Source organism: Acetobacterium paludosum (assembly GCF_008086595.1).
In the GTDB taxonomy this organism is placed as follows: Bacteria; Bacillota; Clostridia; order Eubacteriales; family Eubacteriaceae; genus Acetobacterium; species Acetobacterium paludosum.
Genome location: NZ_RXYA01000008.1, coordinates 47708 through 70872, shown reverse-complemented (window position 1 = coordinate 70872; position 23165 = coordinate 47708). Strand labels below are relative to the sequence as shown.

Sequence of the window (23165 nt, the reverse complement as noted above, 5' to 3'; positions counted from 1 at the left end):
ATGGTAAATGAGATTAAGGCAACAACAAATGAGAAAATGGCAAAGGCACTGATAAATCTAAACGAAAGTTTAGGTAGTTTAAGGGCAGGTCGGGCGAATCCCCGGATACTTGACAGGGTTATGGTAGATTATTATGGCTCACCAACCAGCTTAAATCAGCTTGCCAACATCAGTACGCCTGAGCCGAGAATGATTGTCATACAACCCTATGACGCCACTTCAATATCAGCCATAGAAAAAGGCATTCTTAAATCCGATCTTGGTTTTAACCCATCAAATGATGGCAAAATCATCCGTTTACTGATTCCTCAGCTTACCGAAGAACGCCGCAAAGAATTAGTTAAACTGGTTAAAAAGTATGGCGAAGAATGTAAGGTAACAATGCGAAACATACGCAGACATGCCATACAGGATTTGAAAGATGCCCAAAAAGAAGGATTGATCACCGAAGATGATTTAAAACAGGGTGAGAAGGAAATCCAAAAAGTAACGGACGATGAGATTAAAAACATTGAACAGATTCTAAAAGATAAAGAAGTGGAAATTTTAGAAGTTTAGTTGTTTTTATGAGATATGAATTTTTTAATTGTTTATTCAATTAAATAGTATTTCATTAAGAGTGGGGAGACCCACTCTTAACTATTTTACGCATGGGCACAAGCTAAACAAATGCTTGCATTCAGATAATAAAGACTGCCCGGAACCCCAAGCTAAATGCCTATAGGGTGACTCTTTAAAGGCAGGCGGTTAACTATTAATTTAAAGATTGATAAATACACAATTATAACAAAAAGGATTAACTATGAAAAAAATATCTAAAGAAGTTTTTTTAGAAGAACTGATTGCTCCAGTTGTAGAATCACTTGATTATGAATTAGCAGATCTCACCTTTGAAAAAGGTGGAAAAGATTGGTACTTAATTCTCTATATTGATTCGGAAAAAGGTATCACAATGGATGACTGCGAAAAAGTCAGCCGAAAAGTGAGTGAAGTTTTAGATGAAAAAGATCCGATTGAACAAGGCTATTTTTTAGAAGTCTCTTCTCCGGGGATTGATCGGCCGTTGAAAAAAGACCGGCATTTTATGGCGAGTATTAACAAAACAATAACCATTCATCTTTTCGCACCTTTAAATGGGAAGAAAGATTTTCAAGGGGTATTAAAGACATATACACCTGAAGGTCTTTCCCTTGAACTTGAAACAGGTGAACTATTAGAACTGGAAAATAATAAAATTGCAAAAGCAAATCTATTGGATGAGTTGAATTTTAATCCTCATCCAACTGCTGAATAACATGGAAGGCGGAAAAAACAATTATGAATGCGGAGTTTATTAGAGCTCTAGATATAATTCAAGAAGAGAAATCAATTGATAAAGAAGAATTAATTCAAGCCATTGAGGCAGCGATCACCACGGCATATAAAAAAAATTATGGAAATGCACATAATGTGGAAATTAATATTGATCGTGAATCCGGGGATATTCAAGTATATGCGATGAAAGAAATTGTCGAAATACCGGAAAATGATCAAAATCAGATTTCACTCGATAAAGCTAGAGAAATTGATCCGAACTATAATATCGGAGACTTCTTTCGTAAAGAAGTAAGACCCAGAGATTTTGGTAGAATTGCTGCACAAAATGCAAAACAGCTAATTATTCAGCGAATTAAAGAGGCTGAACGAAATATCATTTATAATGATTATCTTGAAAGACAAGATGAAGTTTTAACCGGAATTATCAAACGGGTTGAAAAAGGTGTTGTTTATGTTGAAGTTGGAAAACTTGAAGCAGTGATGTTGCCATCGGAACAAATACCGGGAGAAGCATATGACATTAACCAAAGAATAAAAGTATATTTATTGATGGTTAAGAAAACAACAAAAGGTCCTCAGGTTAATGTATCGAGAACTCATCCAGGATTAGTGAAACGCTTGTTTGAATCAGAAGTACCCGAAATATTTGATGGTATTGTGGACATTATTTCCATATCCCGAGAAGCCGGTTCGAGAACAAAGGTGGCTGTAAAAGCCAATGATCCGAGTATTGATCCAGTTGGAGCTTGTGTAGGACAAAAGGGCGTTCGGGTACAAAATATCATTAATGAATTAAGAGGAGAAAAGATCGATGTTATTAAATGGAGTGAAAATATCGATGAGTATCTTTCAAATGCATTAAGTCCTGCAAAAGTTGTTCAAGTACTGCCGAATAAAGATGAAAAAACCGCTATTGCCATTGTGGACGATTATCAACTTTCACTGGCAATTGGTAAAGAAGGACAGAATGTAAGGTTAGCAGCAAAACTTACCGGTTGGAAAATTGATATTAAAAGCAAACTTGACTATGCCAGCAAATATCAGATTGATAAAAAATCAGATAATGAAAATGAAGATATTCTTTTAGAACTAAAAGAAGAACTTGAGTTGGAAGAACTTGAGGTGGCAGAAGCGCTTGACTTTGCGGAAAACCTTGAATTAGTAGAAGAACCTGAACCTGAACCTGAACTAAAACTTGCAGATGAGCTTGAGCTAGAAAGTTAAAGGTTTAATCAATACTATAGCTTTTTATGCTATAATATTATAAAAGATCGATGTCAGAGAGGTAATATATGAAAAAAATTCCACAGAGAACCTGTGTTATATGCCATTCGAAATTTGATAAACGGGACTTATTAAGGATTGTGTCAGATAAATCTGGAGAAATTTTTTTTGATTCCACGGGAAAAGCGAATGGACGTGGCGCCTATGTGTGTAAATCCGAAGCTTGCGTGGATCAATTTTTGAATAAAAATTACCTGGAACGAGCATTTAAAAGAAAAGTAGATAAGGAAGTTGTCGATGCCGTTCGTCAGCAACTAATGGAAAAAGTAAAAATGAACAAATAAATAAATAAATAAATAAAAATTTGAAGGGAGGAATAATATGTCAAAATTAAGAGTATACGATTTTGCAAAAAAATATAATATCCCCAGCAAAGAATTTGTAGCTATTTTAAACAAACACAATATTCCTGTAAAAAATCATATGAGTGCCCTGACTGATCAACAAGTAGCTGAGTTTGAAGAGAAATTTGATAAAGATAAATATCTGGCGGATTTAGAAGCAGATAATAAAAAAGAAGTTTCACAAGATAATGAGAATCAAAAGTTTCAAAGTGCATCAAAAAAAGAAACTCAAACCGGAAAAGCACCACAAAAGGCACCACAAAAGGCACCACAAAAAAATCAAAGCAATCAAAAAAGTCAAAAAAATACAGGGGGCAATGTGCCTAAGAAAACAGAAGATAAAAAACGACCGGTATCGGCAAACCAGGGACAACAACCTAAGGTGAGAGATCATAGCAAAAAAGAAAAAACAGCACGAAGCGTTTACAAACGAATTAAGGATGAAAAAAAGAAAACGGTTCAATTGAATCAGGTTTTTGAAATTCCTGACATTCTAACCGTCGGGGAACTTGCTGAAATTCTCGAATTAAACGCAACGGATATCATCAAAACATTGATGGCGTCTGGTTCCATGGTTAACATCAATCAAGAAATTGATTATGAAACAGCTGCCATCGTCGCAGCCGAATTTGACCTTGAAGTTGAGGCTATTGAAATTGAAGATGTGGTTTCCAAAATTCTTGAGGAATATGACGAAGAAGAAACTGGAAATGAAGTATTGCGACCTCCTGTCGTCACCGTTATGGGACATGTTGATCATGGGAAAACATCATTGCTTGACCGTATTCGTAAAGCCAATGTAATTGCGGGAGAAGCCGGCGGCATCACTCAGCATATTGGAGCCTACACTGTAAATATCAAAAAACAGGCCATTACCTTTATTGATACACCTGGACATGAAGCTTTTACAGCGATGCGTTCTCGAGGGGCACAAATAACGGATATTGCGGTATTGGTTGTTGCGGCGGATGATGGCGTCATGCCACAGACAATTGAGGCAATTAATCATGCTAAGGCGGCCGGTGTTCCAATTCTGGTTGCCATTAACAAAATTGATAAACCGGGAGCAAATCCAGATCGCGTCAAACAGGAATTAACAGAATATGGCCTTGTCGTTGAAGAATGGGGCGGAGAAACGATCGCCGTTTTGGTTTCAGCAAAAACAGGCGAAGGAATTGACGCACTATTAGAGATGATTATCCTGATGGCTGAAGTAGAAGAATTAAAAGCGGATCCAACACGTGAAGCCAGAGGAACGGTTATTGAAGCACAGGTGAAACGGGGAAAAGGTCCAGTAGCATCTTTACTTGTTCAACAAGGAACCTTACATGTTGGAGACTGCATTCTTACCGGCACAACTTATGGTAAGATTAAAGCCATGATTGACGATAAAGGGAAACGACTTAAAAAAGCCGGACCTTCTACACCCGTTGAAATTTCGGGTTTATCTGATATTCCGATAGCTGGCGATGATTTTATTGTGCTGGAAAATGAAAAAGAAGCTCGACAATTGGCAGAAAAACGAAAAGATATGCAAAAAGGAGAACGACAACGTCGTTCAAATATTTCATTGGATGATCTTTTCAGTCAGATCCAGGATGGTAATATCCAAGATGTTAATATTATCATCAAAGCAGATGTTCAGGGTTCAATCGAAGCGATTAAGCAATCACTGGAAAAACTTGATAATGAGTCGGTACGAATCAATGTGATCCATGGTGCCGTAGGTGCTATTAATGAGACCGATGTTATGCTGGCAGCGACTTCAAATGCCATTGTGATCGGCTTTAATGTAAGACCTGATAAAAATGCCGTTAAACTTGCTGAAACGGAAGATGTTGATATTCGACTTTACCGAGTCATTTATGACGCTGTTGAAGATATCAAGAAAGCCATGGAAGGCATGCTTGCACCTGAATTCCGGGAAAAAGTCATGGGTAATGCCGAGGTCAGAGAAGTATTCAAAATACCTAGCATTGGCACCATCGCCGGAACCTATATAACAGATGGAAAAATTAACCGAAATGATGATGTTCGAATTATCAGGGATGGCATTGTTGTATTTGAGGGGAAAATTGCTTCAATGAGACGTTTTAAGGATGATGTAAAAGAAGTTAATTCCGGCTATGAATGTGGTATTGGAATCGAAAAATACAACGATTTAAAAGTTGGCGATAACATTGAAGCATTTACTATGGAAAAAATCGAAAGATAGACAAATGTCCTATCTTTCATACTGAAGGAGGTCAATGATATGGCATCTCATCGTAACGAAAAAATTAACGGACAAATTCAAAGAGAATTGAGTCTGATCATTATACATAAAATGAAGGATACTCGAATTAGAGACAGCAATGTTAGCATTACCAGGGTTAGGGCAACTCCGGATCTCAAGACAGCGACTGTTTATGTCAGTATCTTTGGAGATGAAGCCCAGAAAAAAGCGGTAGTTGAACTGTTGAACAATGCCAAAAGCTTTTTAAGATCCAGTCTTGGAAAAGTGATTACCGTTCATTCTGTACCAGCATTGATATTTGAAATTGACGATTCGGTGGAATACGGAATGCATATTGAATCAATTTTAAAAAGTTTGAAGGATGATAAAGAAATAAAAGTTGATCAAGAATTGAAGGAAGATAATGAAGAAAATTCCTGATGAAATAATAGAATGTCTGAAGGAAAACCAAAACTTTTTGATTTTACTTCATCAAAAACCCGATGGAGACGCGATCGGATCTGCGATAGCCATGGGAAAAGGTTTGAAACAGTTGAATAAATCCGTTGACTATTATATTGAGTTTCCGATTGAAGATAAATTACTTTTTTTCAATGAGATTAAGTGTTTTAATCAACAGTTGCAAGAAAACTATGATGTTATTTTATTTATGGATTGCTCTACTGGTGAATTTGCATTTTCACCTGAAAAAATGCCGAAAACAAAAGTGAAATTAGTCATTGACCACCATAAAAGCAATGCTCATTACGGAGATCTTAATTGTATTGAAATTACCGGAGCGACGGCCGAAATTGTATTTCGTATCCTGCGGGCGTTGGATGTTACAATTGACGAGGAAATGGCGGATGCGATTTTTACAGCAATTTCAACCGATACAGGAAGTTTTCAATTTTCCAACGTGACGACTGATACACACATCATTGCAAGTGAACTTTATAAAGTCAAACCAAGCTATGCTCATCTTTCAAAAAGGCTTCATAGTCAAAAGAATATGGATCAAATGAAAATGACCGGGGCCGCCATACATTCCTTAGAGATTCTGGACAGTATGCCCATTGCCTTTATGGTTTTAGATTATGATACCATTACGAAGTTTGGCGGGAGTATTAATATCAGCGATGATGTTGCAAATGTCGGTCAAAATACCATCGGGGTAGATATTACCGCACTATTAAAAGAAGTCAGACCAGGAGAATACCGAGTGTCGCTTCGTGCAAAATTCCCATATGATATTCATGAAATTGCCTTAAAATATGGTGGTGGTGGACACGAGCGAGCCGCAGGTTTTAATTTCACTGGTGATATTGAACTTTTAAAGGAAGATCTGATGGAAGTTTATAAAGAGCAAAGTGAACAATATGAAACAGTATAATGGTTATCTCAATGTTTATAAAGAGAAAGGGATGACATCCCACGATGTTGTCTTTAAAACCCGGAAGCTATTGAAAACTAAAAAAATAGGACATACAGGAACTCTTGATCCAGATGCTGAAGGAGTTCTTGTTCTATGTATTGGCAAAGCGACAAAAATGGTCGAGTATATTACGGATCATGAAAAAGTCTATGAAGCCGAAGTGGTGTTGGGGATGGAAACAGACACCTGCGATCTGTCAGGAGTTGTTACTAACGAGAAACAGAATATCGGCATTATTCAAGCAGTCTTTCAAAAAGTATTGGAGCAATTTTCTGGAACAATTTCACAAAAACCACCCATCTACTCAGCGATTCGCGTGAACGGAAAAAAGCTTTACCACTACGCAAGAAATGGTGAGAATGTCGAAATACCAAGCCGACTCGTTCATATATCTAAACTATCTTTATTGGAATTTTCAGAAAAGACGCAGCGAGCTATAATACGGGTAACCTGTTCAAAAGGCACCTATATGCGTTCTTTATGCCGTGATATCGGTACAGCACTGGGAACTTATGGGTGTATGGGAAGTTTGACTCGTCATCAGGTTGGGGATTTTTTAATTGAAGAAGCACTTAAGCTATCAGAAATTGAAGAAAAAGTGACGGAAGATCAATTAGATGCGCATATTTATCCTTTGGCATATTCTCTTGATGGATTCAAACGGATAACTGCTACAGAAGACGGAAAAAAATTTTTAATTAATGGTAACAAGCTTTATCAGTGGAATGTAGTGGAATCGTTTGATGAGTTTAAACCATCAGAAATAATACGGTTATATGATAATGAAAAATTGGTGGGAATGGGCAAGTTCTATTTTAGTGATGATGAAGACGGAAACTACGTAAAACCCAGCAAATTATTGTGAGGAAAATTAATGACAAAGACCTTATATCATGGAGAAGAAATTGTTTTAGCGCTGGGCTTTTTTGACGGTGTACACCGGGGACATCAGGCCCTTTTGAAAAAAACAAAAGAAATTGGCAATCAATTAGGATTGAAGACAGGGGTGATGACCTTTAATGAGCACCCCCTTGAACTTATTTTTCCAAATTATACACCATGGTTGATTACTTCAAACACTGAAAAAGAATCGATCATTCGCGAATTTGGTTTAGACTACGTATTTTTAAATCCCTTTACAGAAAGACTGATGAAACTGACTCCTGAAAAATTTATTACCGAATATCTTTTAAAAAAATACAAGGTGAAAACACTTGTAGTGGGATACAATTATAATTTTGGTTACAAAGGATCAGGAACGACAGAGATATTAACAGAACTTGGAAAAAAATATGGATTTGCCGTGGAGATTCTCCCCCAATTTATTATTGATGAGCACTCAGTCAGTTCAACTTTGATCAGAGAGTTGATTAGTTGCGGACAGGTTGAAGAAGTAAAAGATTTCCTGGGACGTGATTATGCGTTAACCGGTAGAGTTGTTCAGGGGAAAAGACTGGGACGTCAATACGGAATTCCAACGGCAAATATTAAGTTGGATAAAAAAATAGTTTTACCGAACACCGGTGTTTACTATACGCATGTTTATTATAACGGAAGATGCTATAATGGATTAACAAATTTAGGCTGCAATCCAACCTTTGAAAAACATCCTTTTAGCATTGAAACATATATTTATGATTTTGATGAGAATATCTACGATGAAGAAATAACGATTGTCTTTAAGAATAAAATACGAAATGAGATTAAATTTGATACGATTGACGATTTAGTTGTGCGAATAAAAAGTGATATCGAAGACATTCAGAAAAATTACATAAAATAAAATTATTTACATAATTTAGTGCTTATGATACAATTAACAAGTTAATTCCATTCACTTGGTTTTTTGAAACTCCAACAAAATACTCGGTCTATGGATAATTTGAAAAATAAGGAGAAAAAAATGATTAGTAAAGAAGTAAAAGAAACAGTAGTCAATGACTACAAAAGACATGATGGTGACACCGGTTCACCAGAAGTTCAAATTGCATTGCTGACAGCAAGAATAAATGATCTTAACGGACATCTTCAAATTCACAAAAAAGATCATCACTCACGACGTGGCCTGCTAAAACTTGTAGGACAACGAAGACGATTATTAACTTATTTAAAAGGCAAAGATATCAATCGATATCGTGAACTAATCCAAAGATTAGGCTTAAGAAAATAATTTGGGGCGGAGTATTCCGCCCTCTTTTTTTTACGTGAAGGCAATGAGTCAAATGAGTCCTCACACTCACTTGGAGATTGCCTGCGAACGGCGGGAAACTCGCAAACGTGTTTCTTGTGGTTAAAATAAATAGAAAGCGAGAAAATAATGAATATTTTTGAAACTCAAATTGCCGGACGCCCTTTCCGGGTGGAAATTGGCCAGGTAGCACAGCTTGCAAAAGGTGCTGCCATGATTAGATATGGCGAAACAGAAGTTTTAGTAGTAACTGCTGCTTCTAAAAAGCCCCGTGAAGGAATGGATTTCTTTCCATTAAGTTGTGATTATGAAGAAAAACAATACTCGGTTGGGAAAATTCCGGGAGGCTTTATAAAACGAGAAGGTCGACCGACGGAAAGAGCTATTTTAAATTCAAGACTCATGGATCGTCCCCTTCGCCCTTTGTTTCCAAAGGGCTTTAGAAACGATGTATCCGTTACCGCAACCGTTATGTCGGTTGATCAGGACAATGCCCCAGAAATTGCGGCTATGATCGGATCGTCAATTGTATTGTCGATTTCTGACATTCCCTTTAACGGACCAACCGGCGCCGTCGCAGTAGGCTATGTTGACGGAGAGTTGATCATTAATCCAAACGAAGAACAACGCGGAAAAAGTGATCTTAGTTTAGTTGTTTCAGGAACCAAAGAGGCCATTATGATGGTTGAAGCAGGTGCTAACATCGTTTCTGAAAAACTGATGTTGGATGCAATCTTATTAGCTCATGAAGAAATTAAAAAAATTGTGGCTTTTCAGGAAGAAATCATCGCAACAGTCGGAAAAGAAAAAAAGGAATACAAATTATTTTTGCCTTCTGAAGATGTCCAGAATGAAATTGTTTCATTTATCGGTGATCGATTAAAGGATGCTGTTAATACTTCAGACAAACTTGAAAGACTGGAAAATATCGACAGAGTAAACGAGTTGGTAAAAGCACATTGCGAAGAGCTCTTTCCAGAAAAGGGAAATGAAGTTGATGATGTTCTTAAATCTCTTTTGAAAAAAGAGATAAGAAGACTTATTCTTGAAGAACGTATTCGACCGGACAATCGTAAAACGAATGAAATCAGACCAATATCAGCCCAAATTGATTTTCTTGCCAGACCACATGGCTCAGGTTTGTTTACGCGCGGAGAAACCCAAGTATTGTCGGTGACAACTCTGAGTGTTTTAGGCGATGCGCAATCACTTGATGGTTTATCAAATGAAGAATCAAAACGGTATATGCATCATTATAATTTCCCGTCCTACAGTGTCGGTGAAACCCGACCTTCAAGAGGACCGGGTCGCCGTGAAATCGGTCATGGATCGCTAGCCGAGCGTGCGCTGTTACCAGTGCTGCCATCAGAAGAAGATTTTCCATATGCCATTCGTGTGGTATCAGAAGTCTTAAGCTCAAACGGATCAACGTCACAGGGTAGTGTGTGCGGAAGTTCCCTTTCGCTAATGGCTGCCGGGGTACCGATAAAGGCGACAGTTGCCGGGATTGCCATGGGACTTATTAAAGAAGGCGATAAACTTGCTATTCTTTCAGATATTCAGGGAATGGAAGATGCCCTTGGCGATATGGACTTCAAAGTAGCGGGAACAGCAGATGGCATTACTGCTATTCAAATGGATATTAAAGTCGATGGAATCAGTGAAGAAGTATTGACTGAAGCCTTAGAACAAGCTCGTATTGGCAGACTTCATATTATGGGCATTATGAATGAAGAAATATCAGAACCGAGAAAAGAATTATCTCCAAATGCGCCGCAGATTTTCATTATGCAGATTAATCCTGATAAAATCAGAGACGTTATCGGTTCAGGCGGAAAAGTCATTAATAAAATTATTGATGAAACCGGCGTGAAAATTGATATTGAAGATGATGGTCGGGTATTCATTGCCTCGACTGATTCAGAATCTGGAAAACGCGCACGGGAAATAATCGAAAACATTGTACGTGTAGTAGAAGTTGGCGAAGTATTGACCGGTAAGGTTGTCCGGATTATGACTTTCGGTGCTTTTGTATCATTGCCAGGCGGAAAAGATGGTTTGATCCATATTTCGAAATTAGCAAACGAACGCGTCGACAAAGTTGAAGATGTTGTAAACATCGGTGATGAAGTGACCGTTAAAGTTATGGAAATAGATGGACAGGGACGTATTAATTTATCTCGCAAAGCAATGTTGCCAAAAGAATAATGAGGGTTAATAATTGCAAAATCAAGATCTTCAATAAATCTGAGTACCCATTACCGCAGTATCAAACCGAAGGCTCTGCAGGGGTCGATTTAAGAGCGAATATCGAAGGAAAATTGATTGTGATGCCTAAGAAAGTTTATCAGATTCCGACCGGAATATTTATTGAAATGCCGCTAGGAATTGAAGCCCAAATACGGGCGCGCAGCGGATTGGCTCTTAAGCACGGACTTTCATTGGTTAACGGGATCGGAACGATTGACCCAGATTATCGTGGAGAAATTAAGATTATTTTGATAAACTTACTGGATCGACCGTATCAGTTGGAGCCAGGTGAGCGAATTGCGCAAATGGTTTTTGCTGAGTATGTAAAAGCGGATTTTTCAGAAGTCACCAGCATTGAAGAATTAGAAACCAGTGAACGAGGCGATGGTGGTTTTGGTCACTCAGGAAAGTGAAGTTGAGTGTCATATTGCGTTCCAATAGTAATAACAATTAATAAACAAGCACTAGGAGCTGTCGCAAAATTTCATGATTGCTGCACCTTATGATTGTCGAGACTCTAAGGTGTAGGTTTTCCTACACCTTTTATCATGTCTTTTATTTGTGTGAAGGCAGTCGCCAAACGCAGAGAAACTTGCAAAGTGTATTTCTTGGGTTATATTATGAGGAGAAGAATGGCTACAAAAAAAAGAACCACACAAAATCAAAAAAGCAGAAATGCAGCACAAAGTCGAAGAAAAAAGAAAGCAACAAAAAAAATATTTGGCAATAACCTGGTTATTGGGGTGTTGCTTATCATTGTCGGATGTTTTACCGCTTATTCCTATATTGATTTTAATGCCGGGATTGCTGGTGATCTGGTTAGTCAGGGATTTAGCTATTGCTTTGGGTCAGCAACGCTATTAATTTGTTTTTACTTTGTTGCCCTGGGAATTATTCTTTGTATCAATAAAATTGATGATTGGGCCCAAAACTTTGTATTGGTTTTTTTACTGCTCGTCAATTTGATGATTATCTTTACGATTAATACGCCTAATTTAATGGGTTATAGTATCCCGGAACTTTTTAGTTTAGCACAGTATGGTCAATACGGTGGAATCATTGGAATATTGCTGGCGGTATTACTGATAAAGTTATTTGCGGTCAAAGGGACGATTTTGCTTGTCGTTATTTCCTCTATTCTGATGATGGCAATTATATTCAAAAATAGTCTCAAAAAATATTGGCAGAACATCAAAGATAAAAATAAAGATGCACCATCCTTAAAAAATCGCGTTAAAGACAAGATTGCGGCGATCAAAGATAAAAGAAAAATTAAAAACGAAGTGAAGGCGACCAAAGATCGCACATCCGAAACAGCAATGATTCCCCCGATTAGTGCGGAGGAAAATGATGCGGCATTATTTGAACCCCTTCATATAAACGGCGACTCAAACAAATCATTATTTAAACCCGTCAATCAATCAGCTGGCAAATCAAAAAAGAAGACCAAGACAGATCCGTTTGGTTTTATTGAAGAAGAAGTCATTGTCAAAGAACCACCCATTAAAATTCATGAAAACTTTCTTAATCCATCGGATTTAAGTGGTTTAAGTCGGGGCAAAATAGACAATGGAATAAATGAAGAAAACAAAATGGCTGATCATTCGGATTTTAGCGGCTTAAGTCGTGGAAAAATTGGAAAAGACAAAGGTGAAGAAGCAGAACATCTTAATCAGGAGAAAATCAACCTGGGTGAAGAAATCGAAGAATACACGTTTCCGTCATTAGATCTGCTCAATCCTCCGGCAGCAAAAAAAAAATCAAAAAAAGATGATGTAATCAAAAAAGCAAAAATCATTGAAGATACCTTGAAAAACTTTGGCGTCCGGGCAAAAATTATTGAAGTGAATGTCGGCCCGAGTATTACCCGTTTCGAGCTCCAACTGGCGCCCGGCGTGAAAGTAAATAAGATTGTGAACTTAGCCAACGATTTGGCATTAAGTCTGGCAACTTCAGATATTCGCATCGAAGCACCGATTCCCGGCAAGGCCGCTGTTGGAATAGAAGTACCCAACGAAGTTTCGGAAATTGTCGGCTTACGGGAAATCATTGATACGCCTGAGTTTAAGGACAGCAAAAGTCCGTTAACTTTTGCCCTGGGAAAAACACTTACCGGAGAAAGTATTATTGGCGACATCGGCAAAATGCCTCATGTGCTGATTGCCGGAGCCACGGGTTCAGGGAAAAGCGTTTGCATCAACAGTATTATCACGAGTCTTATTTTTAAATCCTCTCCCGCTGAAGTACGGTTCATTATGATCGACCCCAAAATGGTCGAACTCAGTCAGTATAACGCGATTCCGCATTTACTGATTCCGGTGGTAACAGATCCTAAAAAGGCCGCCTATGCATTAAATTGGGGATTGAAGGAAATGACAGAGCGCTATATGCTGTTTAAAGATTCAGGAGTCAGGGATATTGAAGGCTACAATGAATTAATTGAAAAATCAGGGGATAAAAAATTACCCCGCATTGTCATTGTTATCGACGAGTTAGCAGATTTGATGATTACTTCGCCAAAAGAAGTCGAAAATGCCATTTGCCGGATCGCTCAGCTCGCGCGAGCATGTGGCATTCATTTAATTATTGCCACCCAACGCCCGTCGGTGGATGTCATTACCGGACTGATTAAAGCGAATATTCCCTCCAGAATAGCTTTTGCGGTGGCTTCAAATACGGATTCACGAACAATCCTGGATACCGGCGGGGCCGAAAAACTTTTGGGGAAAGGGGATATGCTGTATTATCCGGTAGGACAATCAAAGCCGACCAGGGTACAATGCACATATGTGTCCGATCATGAAATCAATGCCGTCATTGATGCAGTAGAAGTTAAGAAAGGCAAACAGTACGATGCTTCCATTGAAGATGAAATTTCAAAGGAACCGGAAGAAAAAAAGCCTAAACGTGATGGCGATGTTCTGTTAGAAGATGCGATAAAAATAGCTTTCGAATATAATCAAATATCAACTTCAATGCTGCAGCGAAAATTACAGGTTGGTTATGCAAGAGCAGGAAGAATTATTGATGACCTTGAAGAACGGGGCATTATATCCGGGCCGAACGGAAGCAAACCACGGGAAATATTGGTAACAGAAGATGAAATTAGAAATCGGGAGTAGGTGAAGAATGAAAAATAAAAATATCCATGTAACAACTTTGGGCTGTGATAAAAATACCATTGATTCACAGCTGATGTTGGGTTTAATACAGGAAAAGCAGTATTGTATCCAGGAAGATCCTCAGGATGCAGACATTATTATCGTGAATACCTGCTGTTTTATCCAGGAAGCAAAAGAACAATCCATCGATTATATTCTTGAATATGTTGAATATAAAAAAAGCGGAAGGTGTAAAGTTCTCATTGTCGCCGGATGCATGGCAGAACGCTACCATAAAGAATTAAGTGACGAGATAGAGGAAATCGATGGCTTCCTAGGAGTGGGTCATTTTGATAATATCATTGATTTAATCAATCGTTTTGAAGAGTCCAGTGAAACACAGCGTCAGGATGAAACATATTTGGGTGATATCGAAAAAGAAGTGACAGCAAAAATCAAACGCTATATCAAAAAAGGCACGGTGTCTACTTTTGTAAGAATCAGCGAGGGCTGCGACCATCACTGCACCTATTGTGCCATACCAAAAATAAGAGGGAAATACCGAAGTCGTCAGAGTCAGAATATTTTTGATGAGCTTTACTATCTCAAAGAAATGGGAATTAAGGAGATCATCCTCATCGGTCAGGACATCGCCCCATACGGAAGAGATCTTGATGAAGGCTATGATTTACCTAAACTGTTGGAAAAGATTGCCCGGGATTTTGGCTTTAAATGGATTCGAATGATGTATCTGTATCCTGAAGGCATCACCCCGGAGTTATTGTCAGTGGTTAAGCAGTATCCTTCCATTTGCCAGTATTTTGACATCCCTCTGCAGCATACTGAAGATGCGGTATTAAAACGAATGGGGAGAAAGATGTCCTTTGAGCAAATTAAAGAACTTGTTCAACTGATTCGCAAGTCTTTGCCGGATGCCGTTTTGAGAACGTCGATTATCACCGGTTTCCCGGGAGAAACCAACGATAATCATTCATCCCTACTAAAAGGCATCAACGTCCTTGAATTCGATCATCTCGGCGTTTTCAAATACTCTCAGGAAGAAGATACCCCGGCAGCCGCCTTTCAAAATCAAATTCCGGAAGAGCTTAAGGAAAAACGTCACAATGAAATAATGATGGCTCAGCAAAATATTTCGCTGAAAAATAAGCAACGGTTTATCGGACGAACGGTAGCGGTGTTGATTGAAGGGATGGAGGAAGAAACCTATACTGGCCGCTTTTATGGAGACGCCCCGGAAATAGACGGAACGGTTTATGTTGACAGCCAAGAAACGCCGTTAACCATTGGCCATTTTTATTCTGTAAAAATACGCAGTGCATTAGAATATGATTTGATAGGAGAGATTGAAAATGAACTTACCTAATAAGATTACCATGGTACGAATTATTATGATTCCATTTTTCATTGCGGCCTTGTTAATTGAATTCCCATTCCATCAACCGCTTGCGGCAGCTTTGTTTGTTATTGCAGCTTTATCAGACAGCCTTGACGGTTATCTTGCCCGCAGTCGCAATCTAGTTACAGATTTCGGAAAATTTATGGATCCTCTGGCAGATAAGCTTCTCGTCTGTTCAGCTCTGATCTGCTTTGTCCAGTTAGGGTCGGTACCGGCATGGATTGTTATTATTATCATCGCCCGGGAATTTGCCATCACCGGGCTTAGAACCTTAGCAGCAGCAGACGGTATCGTTATCGCCGCCAGTAAATGGGGAAAAGCAAAGACCATGTCGCAGATGATTGCGATCGTGATTATTCTCATTGGCAATTGGCCATTCTACTTAATCAACATTCCCGCTGGCACCATTATGATTTATATTGCAACCGTCATGACGATTATTTCAGGAGTGGATTATTTCATCATTAACAAAAAAGTATTTCGCACGATGTAATTGAATAAAAAAACTATTTAGAAACAATTATATGATCATCATCGGTACCTCATGGCCCATATGATGATCAATAATTGTTTCTAATATTATTGAAAGGATCTAAAGAATGAAATGTGAAATTATATGTGTCGGAACTGAACTTTTAGTTGGGGATACCCTTAATACGAATGTTCAGTATTTGTCAAGAGAATTGTCGAACCAGGGTTTAAGCGTGGGTTATCATACTACGGTTGGAGATAATCCCAAACGGCTGGAAGAAGTTGTGAAAATTGCGTTTAATCGCAGCGACCTCATTATCACAACCGGCGGATTGGGACCAACCCAGGATGATCTAACCAAAGAAGTGATTGCCGAATTATTCAACAAAGAATTGGTTCAGGATGAAAAAGTAAAGGAAGAGTTGCTGCAATTTTTTGCAAATCGTGAATTCCCCTTTACTCCCAATAACCTCAAGCAAATCTTTGTGCCGGAACACGCCGAAGTATTGCCAAACCCCTGCGGAACAGCACCAGGTATATTGCTGAGGGAACAGGGAAGAGTCATTATTATGCTGCCCGGACCGCCCCGAGAAATGAAATGTGTCTTTGAAGAAGACGTATTGCCATTGATAAGGAAAAAAAACAGGCAGTTAGTGCTTTCACGATACTATAATTTGTCCGACATCGGCGAGTCAGCGGTAGAAGATCGATTGCTTGACCTCATTGACACCCAAACAAATCCAACCATTGCTACCTACGCTAAGATGGGCGAGGTGCTGGTGCGAATTACTGCCAACGGTGAAAATGAAAAAGAGCTAAATACATTATTGGATCAATATGAAGACATCATGCTGGAACGTTTTAAAGATAATATCTTTACTTGTTCCAAACAGTCTTTAGCAGAAACAGTCGCCAAGCTGTTAATTGAAAAGAATATCACAATTGCCACCGCAGAATCCTGTACGGGCGGATTAATCGCCTCTCAGCTCACAGAAGAGTCGGGAATTTCTAAAGTCTTCGGAACCGGTATTGTATCTTATTCCAACGAAACAAAAATAAACCTGCTGCATGTAAAAGCAGAAACTCTTGAAAAATTCGGAGCAGTCAGCGAAGAAACCGCAAGAGAAATGTGCGAAAATCTTCAAAAGATTTCAAATGCCGATCTCGCTGTATCGGTAACGGGGATTGCCGGCCCTGAAGGTGGAACCGCAGAAAAACCGGTCGGACTGGTGTATATTGGTCTTTGCTATAATGGAATAACCCAGATCACGACGTGTCATTTTAATGGAGAACGTAAAATTATCCAACAAAAAACGGCGAACAAAGTCTTTCATCTGATCGGAAAGACCATAGTTGACAAAGCGAAATAAGTTAGCTATAATAGAATCAGAACGAATGTTCGAATAATGAATAGGATGGGCGAAAATGGCTGAAAAAATAAAAACAAACGATCAAATCTCAGATAAACAGCGAGCCTTGGATGCTGCACTAAAAGGCATTGAAAGAAGTTTTGGCAAAGGTGCGGTTATGCGTTTAGGAGATGATACCGCAAGGCTTAACGTCGACGTAATTTCGACATCTTCAATCGGACTGGACATCGCTTTAGGCATTGGCGGGGTTCCGCGGGGACGAGTTGTGGAAATCTACGGCCCTGAATCCTCTGGAAAAACAACCCTTACTCTTCACATTATTGCTGAAGCACAAAAAACCGGCGGAAATGCGGCGTTTGTTGATGCCGAACATGCCCTTGACCCCACATATGCCAAGGCCTTGGGAGTTGATATTGACAATCTTTTAGTAGCGCAACCGGATACCGGGGAACAGGCATTGGAAATTGTTGAAGCGTTGGTAAGAAGTAATGCCATTGATGTGGTTGTCATTGACTCGGTAGCAGCGTTAGTGCCACGGGCAGAAATAGACGGTGAAATGGGCGATTCCCATATGGGGCTGCAGGCCCGTTTAATGTCCCAGGCATTAAGAAAATTAACCGGCATCATAAATAAATCAAATACGACGGTCATTTTTATCAATCAGCTTAGAGAAAAGATTGGCGTGATGTTCGGAAATCCGGAAACAACTACCGGCGGCAAAGCACTTAAATTTTACGCTTCAGTAAGAATTGACGTGCGCCGCATTGAAACGCTTAAAAAGGGTACTGAAATGATCGGAAACCGTACCCGGGCAAAAGTTGTTAAGAATAAAATGGCACCCCCTTTTAAACAGGCAGAGTTTGATATTATGTATGGCCGGGGAATATCTAAAGAAGGCGATATTTTGGATGTTGGGGTCGATTTTGATATCGTTGATAAATCAGGATCGTGGTTTTCGTATAAAGAACAACGCTTAGGCCAGGGGCGTGATAATTCAAAAGAATTCCTTTTGGCCAATCCGGATATTGCGGACGCGATTGAAAAAGAAATTCGTGAAAAAAATGAATTAAACAAAGCACCGGCCGAACCGGATGCAAAAGAAGAAGACTTACCGGACGAAACTGCTGAAGAAAAATCTTTCGAGTAGAAACTCATCATAAAGACAATAAAAAAATGCTTAAAAAGAACCTTTTAATAGGTTCTTTTTTGATCATGATAAAATAAGGTACAAGGTTTCACCTTTGTTTCTTGACACTATTTTAAAAAAAGTATAAAATGGTTCTCATGATGAGTATAGTAAGAATATAATAAATATTACATAAGGAGGTGAAAATTATAAACATACTAGTAATTATCTTATCCATCGGTATTGTATTAGCTTTTGTAGTTGGTTATTTTGTCCGCAAAAATATTGCGGAAGGTAAAATCAGAAATGCTGAAATGACAGCTGCTGCAATTGTGAACGATGCTGTAAAAGATGGAGAAAATTTAAAGAAGGAAATTCTTTTTGATGCAAAGGAAGAATCCCTGCAGATGAAAGAAGTCAATGAAAGAGATAACCGAGAACGCCGAGCCGAGTTGCAAAAACTTGAAAATCGGTTTATGCAAAAAGAAGAGAATCTAGAAAAAAAATTAGTGAACTTAGAAAGAAATGAAGAAGCTCTCGGTAAAAGAGGCAAGGATTTAGAAAAGAAAAAAGAAAAGCTTGATGGTTTATATGACGAACAGGTTAAAGAACTTGAACGCATATCAGGTTTGACTTATGAGGAAGCAAAAGAAATTTTGCTTGAAGATGTCAGTAAAGATACACGCCGGGAAGCGGCGATTATGATCCGTCAAATTGAAGTTGAATCCAAGGCCGTTGCTGATAAAAAGGCAAAAGAATTGATTGCTCAGTCCATTCAACGGTGTGCCGCAGATCATGTTGCTGAACAAACCATTACCGTGGTTAACTTGCCAAATGATGAAATGAAGGGCCGTATTATTGGTCGGGAAGGTCGAAATATTCGAACCTTGGAAACATTGACGGGTATTGACTTAATCATTGATGATACCCCAGAAGCAGTTATTCTTTCCGGGTTTGATCCCATCCGTCGAGAAGTTGCCAGACTGGCTTTAGAAAAATTAATTATTGATGGACGAATTCATCCAGCAAGAATTGAAGAGATGGTCAAAAAATCCCAAAAAGAAGTTGAAAACCAGATTAAAGAAGTTGGTGAACAGGCTTGTTTTGACACTGGGATACATGGCTTACACCCTGAAATTGTAAAATTACTTGGGCGTCTGAAATACCGAACCAGTTATGGACAAAATGTATTAAAGCATTCCATAGAAGTGTCGCATTTGGCTGGCATTATGGCAGCTGAACTTGATGGTAACATCAAGGTTGCAAAACGAGCAGGATTATTACATGATATTGGGAAAGCTATTGACCATGAGGTTGAAGGACCACATGTTGAAATTGGCGTAAATGTACTTAAAAAATACAAAGAAAATAAGAATATTATTCATGCTGTGGAAGCTCATCATGGTGACGTTGAAGCGCATACAATGGAAGCGGTTCTTGTCCAAGCGGCAGATGCCATTTCGGCAGCCAGACCAGGTGCCAGAAGAGAAACACTGGTTTCCTATGTTCAACGGCTGCAGGAGCTTGAAACCATCGCGTCGTCTTTTGAAGGGGTCGAAAAATCCTATGCTATTCAAGCTGGACGTGAAGTCAGAGTTATGGTTAAACCGAGTGAAGTTAATGACGATGAGATGATTTTATTGTCTCGCGATATTGCCAAGAAGATTGAAGCTGAAATGGAATATCCGGGGAACATTAAAGTTAATATTATCCGTGAAACAAGGGCAAGTGACTATGCCAAATAGTCTTAAAGGGGAGATAATCTCCCCTTTTTTTATAATTAATAACAGAAGGATAGCATATGAATATATTAATACTCGGCGACATTTATGGCCGACCGGGACGAAATATTTTAAAAGAAAAATTACCGCAATTAATCACACAATATGAAATAGATTTTACCATCGTCAACGGCGAGAACGCTTCCGGCGGAAATGGGTTAACGACAAAAAATGCGAAACAACTACTGAGTTTGCCAATTGATGTCATTACCATGGGAAACCATGTATGGCAGCAAAAAGAACTGCTTGAAACGATTGCGGATTTTCCGCAAATTATCCGTCCGCTTAATTATCCAGATCCCTGTCCAGGGAAAGGTTATGATATCTTTGAATATCAACTAAAAACTGAAGAAACAAAAAAAATAGCTGTTGTTAATTTATCGGGTCAAATATTTATGCCTGCTTTAGACAATCCCTTTAATGCAATGCTGCCACTGATGGAGCAATTAAAAAATTCGGCAGATTTGATTATTATCGACTTTCATGCAGAGGCCACTTCAGAAAAAATTGCCTTTGGCTATTACATGGATGGTTTTGCCACGGCAGTCTATGGAACCCATACCCATGTCCAAACAGCTGATGAACGCATTTTAGCCAAGGGGACAGCGTATATTACCGATATTGGGATGACTGGTCCGCTTGATGGGGTCATTGGTGTTGATAAGGAAATTATTCTGGAGACCATGCTGACAAAACGGCCTAAACGTTTTGAAACAGCAACAGGAAGTGTCCAAATTAACGGGATTATTCTAGCAATAGATGACATTGAAAATAAAGTGACTAAAATCACTCGATTATATGAGACATTTGAAGAAACCAAGTAATAAGGAGAGAAAATATCGATAATATCTGAATTGCTTCTTTAAACAGCGAGATCAAGGATTTAACCGAATTTTAAAATTTATCAACCAATATTAATTGAACAAGAAAGGAATTATTATGAAAGAATATTACGAAAACCCTTTAATCGAACGCTACTCTTCAAAAAAAATGCTGCAAATATTTTCAGCGGACAATAAGTTTCAAACCTGGCGAAAACTCTGGGTTGTTTTGGCAGAGGCCGAAAGAGAGTTGGGTCTTAATATAACAGAAGAACAGATTGATGAACTGCGATCCAATATCGAAAACATCGATTATGAGCTTGCCGCAAAAGAAGAGAAAGTGCTTCGCCACGATGTCATGGCTCATGTTCATACCTATGGGGCCCAATGTCCCAAAGCAAAAGGGATTATTCATCTGGGAGCGACAAGTGCATATGTTGGAGATAATACTGATGTCATTGTCTATACTGAAGGACTCCATCATATCCGTAAATTATTAATCAATTTGATTAATCATTTAGCTATTTTTGCAATGGAACATAAAAGCTTGCCGACATTGGGTTTTACCCATTTTCAGCCGGCCCAGCTGACAACGGTGGGAAAACGGGCCTGTCTATGGATTCAGGATTTAATAATGGATTTAGCTGATCTTGACCATGTTATCAGCAACGTCAAACTTTTAGGGGTTAAGGGAACGACCGGTACTCAGGCAAGTTTCATGGATCTCTTTGATAACGATCATGATAAAGTCAAACGATTGGATGATCTGGTGGCTGAAAAAATGGGTTTCAAAAAATCATTTGCAGTAAGCGGACAGACCTATTCAAGAAAATTTGATTCGCAGGTATTGAATGTGCTAAGCGGTATTGCACAGAGTCTGAGCAAATTTGCCACCGATGTACGATTGCTGCAACATTTGAAAGAAGTGGAAGAACCTTTTGAAAAAAGCCAGATTGGTTCATCCGCCATGGCGTACAAACGTAATCCGATGCGATCAGAACGTATTTGTTCGCTAGCCCGTTATATTATTGTGAATTCGCTTAATCCGGCGATTACCGCTTCAACGCAGTGGTTTGAACGAACCCTGGATGATTCGGCAAATAGACGAATCAGCATTCCAGAAGGATTTTTAGCAGCCGATGCGATTTTAATGATCGCCATCAATATTTCAGAAAATCTGGTTGTCTATCCTAAAGTTATTCGTCAGCATATCAATGCTGAACTGCCTTTTATGGTAACGGAAAACATCATCATGGAAGGTGTTAAGCATGGCGGAGACCGTCAGGAACTGCATGAAAAAATCAGAGTATTATCAATGGAAGCCGGAAACACCGTAAAAGTTGAAGGAAAAGCAAATGATTTAATTGAAAGAATTTTGAAAGATGCCTCTTTTAATTTAGTCGAAAAAGATGTTGAAGGCATACTGGACCCGGTCCTTTATGTGGGAAGAGCTCCGGAACAGGTGGATGATTTTATCACCGATGAAGTCAATCCGATTCTTGAGGCTAATTCCGAAATACTTACTCTGAATAAAATTGATTTAAAAGTATAAAAATTGTTCTTTAAAATGGCTAAAAAGATTGACATTTAGCTCTTAAGCGAATATAATATAGAAGTTGCTAAAGTAGGGGTATAGCTCAGTTGGTAGAGCAACGGTCTCCAAAACCGTGTGCCTGAGGTTCGAGCCCTCATACCCCTGCCATTTAACTATATTACTCAAAGTCCTCCGAAACCGCTCAAAAAAAGGGTTTTGGGGGATTTTTTTATTCAAAATAAACAAAAAGTAACAATTTAATGACGATGCCATGCAGGATATACATCGAATGCATTTTTCGTTTGAAAATCTGTGTCTTCCGGTATCTGGCAGTGTTTCCATTTGTCTCGGTATTCTTCTGAAAACCAGTTTTGTGGTAAATACAGCTTCTCATTTAAAAGTCCATAGCCCTGTTCAGAGGCATAGGCAATAAAAACGCCTGCCTGACAATTTTCTGTATCTCTTTACTTTCTGGTTTCCCCCAATTTATTTCAATTGGTGTACAAAGTGT

Annotated in this window: 20 protein-coding genes and 1 tRNA gene; all 21 read left to right on the top strand. The window is 38.8% G+C overall.

Features of this window, described 5'->3' with window-relative positions; genetic code table 11:
- The 21 genes from frr to FZC41_RS09510 all read left to right on the top strand — a co-directional run bounded on the left by frr (position 1) and on the right by FZC41_RS09510 (position 22822).
- The gene (gene frr, locus FZC41_RS09610; RefSeq protein WP_148567199.1) at positions 1 to 558 is read left to right on the top strand and encodes a ribosome recycling factor; all 558 of its coding nucleotides are present in this window, start codon (positions 1 to 3) and stop codon (positions 556 to 558) included.
- Between the two features lie 244 nt (positions 559 to 802).
- Positions 803 to 1294, top strand: a complete 492-nt coding sequence (rimP, locus tag FZC41_RS09605) for a ribosome maturation factor RimP (protein ID WP_148567198.1) — start codon at positions 803 to 805, stop codon at positions 1292 to 1294.
- A 23-nt stretch (positions 1295 to 1317) separates the two neighbouring features.
- A complete protein-coding gene (gene nusA, locus FZC41_RS09600) occupies positions 1318 to 2541 on the top strand; it encodes a transcription termination factor NusA (protein WP_148567197.1) in 1224 nt (407 codons plus the stop codon).
- 68 nt (positions 2542 to 2609) lie between these two features.
- Positions 2610 to 2885, top strand: coding sequence for an RNase P modulator RnpM (rnpM, locus tag FZC41_RS09595; protein WP_148567196.1), 276 nt, complete (start codon positions 2610 to 2612; stop codon positions 2883 to 2885).
- A gap of 37 nt (positions 2886 to 2922) precedes the next feature.
- Entirely contained in the window at positions 2923 to 5160 is a 2238-nt protein-coding gene (gene infB / locus FZC41_RS09590; RefSeq protein WP_148567195.1) for a translation initiation factor IF-2, read from the top strand.
- A gap of 39 nt (positions 5161 to 5199) precedes the next feature.
- Positions 5200 to 5601, top strand: a complete 402-nt coding sequence (rbfA, locus tag FZC41_RS09585; RefSeq protein ID WP_148567194.1) for a 30S ribosome-binding factor RbfA — start codon at positions 5200 to 5202, stop codon at positions 5599 to 5601.
- Positions 5585 to 6553, top strand: coding sequence for a DHH family phosphoesterase (locus tag FZC41_RS09580; RefSeq protein WP_148567193.1), 969 nt, complete (start codon positions 5585 to 5587; stop codon positions 6551 to 6553). Before rbfA ends, FZC41_RS09580 begins: the two co-directional genes overlap by 17 nt.
- A complete protein-coding gene (gene truB / locus FZC41_RS09575; RefSeq protein ID WP_148567192.1) occupies positions 6540 to 7460 on the top strand; it encodes a tRNA pseudouridine(55) synthase TruB in 921 nt (306 codons plus the stop codon). The genes FZC41_RS09580 and truB overlap by 14 nt, the downstream gene beginning before the upstream one ends.
- A gap of 9 nt (positions 7461 to 7469) precedes the next feature.
- Complete coding sequence (locus tag FZC41_RS09570) at positions 7470 to 8378, top strand: bifunctional riboflavin kinase/FAD synthetase (protein WP_148567191.1); 909 nt, start codon at positions 7470 to 7472, stop codon at positions 8376 to 8378.
- Positions 8379 to 8498: 120 nt separating this feature from the next.
- The gene (gene rpsO / locus FZC41_RS09565; RefSeq protein WP_148567190.1) at positions 8499 to 8765 is read left to right on the top strand and encodes a 30S ribosomal protein S15; all 267 of its coding nucleotides are present in this window, start codon (positions 8499 to 8501) and stop codon (positions 8763 to 8765) included.
- Between the two features lie 147 nt (positions 8766 to 8912).
- Positions 8913 to 10991, top strand: a complete 2079-nt coding sequence (locus FZC41_RS09560; RefSeq protein WP_148567189.1) for a polyribonucleotide nucleotidyltransferase — start codon at positions 8913 to 8915, stop codon at positions 10989 to 10991.
- Positions 10991 to 11446, top strand: a complete 456-nt coding sequence (dut, locus tag FZC41_RS09555; protein WP_148567188.1) for a dUTP diphosphatase — start codon at positions 10991 to 10993, stop codon at positions 11444 to 11446. The genes FZC41_RS09560 and dut overlap by 1 nt, the downstream gene beginning before the upstream one ends.
- A 219-nt stretch (positions 11447 to 11665) precedes the next feature.
- Positions 11666 to 14155 carry a DNA translocase FtsK gene (locus FZC41_RS09550; protein ID WP_148567187.1) on the top strand — a complete coding sequence of 830 codons (2490 nt, stop codon included), beginning with the start codon at positions 11666 to 11668 and terminating at the stop codon, positions 14153 to 14155.
- A 7-nt stretch (positions 14156 to 14162) separates the two neighbouring features.
- On the top strand, positions 14163 to 15518 hold the full coding sequence (rimO, locus tag FZC41_RS09545; RefSeq protein WP_148567186.1) for a 30S ribosomal protein S12 methylthiotransferase RimO: 1356 nt from the start codon (positions 14163 to 14165) through the stop codon (positions 15516 to 15518).
- Positions 15505 to 16044, top strand: a complete 540-nt coding sequence (gene pgsA, locus FZC41_RS09540) for a CDP-diacylglycerol--glycerol-3-phosphate 3-phosphatidyltransferase (protein WP_148567185.1) — start codon at positions 15505 to 15507, stop codon at positions 16042 to 16044. The genes rimO and pgsA overlap by 14 nt, the downstream gene beginning before the upstream one ends.
- Positions 16045 to 16150: 106 nt before the next feature.
- Positions 16151 to 17392, top strand: coding sequence for a competence/damage-inducible protein A (locus FZC41_RS09535; protein ID WP_148567184.1), 1242 nt, complete (start codon positions 16151 to 16153; stop codon positions 17390 to 17392).
- Positions 17393 to 17447: 55 nt separating this feature from the next.
- Positions 17448 to 18539 carry a recombinase RecA gene (gene recA / locus FZC41_RS09530; protein WP_148567183.1) on the top strand — a complete coding sequence of 364 codons (1092 nt, stop codon included), beginning with the start codon at positions 17448 to 17450 and terminating at the stop codon, positions 18537 to 18539.
- Between the two features lie 179 nt (positions 18540 to 18718).
- A complete protein-coding gene (gene rny / locus FZC41_RS09525; protein ID WP_148567182.1) occupies positions 18719 to 20263 on the top strand; it encodes a ribonuclease Y in 1545 nt (514 codons plus the stop codon).
- Positions 20264 to 20319: 56 nt separating this feature from the next.
- Positions 20320 to 21123, top strand: a complete 804-nt coding sequence (locus tag FZC41_RS09520) for a TIGR00282 family metallophosphoesterase (protein ID WP_148567181.1) — start codon at positions 20320 to 20322, stop codon at positions 21121 to 21123.
- Between the two features lie 115 nt (positions 21124 to 21238).
- On the top strand, positions 21239 to 22672 hold the full coding sequence (purB, locus tag FZC41_RS09515; protein WP_148567180.1) for an adenylosuccinate lyase: 1434 nt from the start codon (positions 21239 to 21241) through the stop codon (positions 22670 to 22672).
- 74 nt (positions 22673 to 22746) lie between these two features.
- Positions 22747 to 22822: transfer RNA gene (locus tag FZC41_RS09510), tRNA-Trp, on the top strand.
- Positions 22823 to 23165 lie beyond the last annotated feature (343 nt).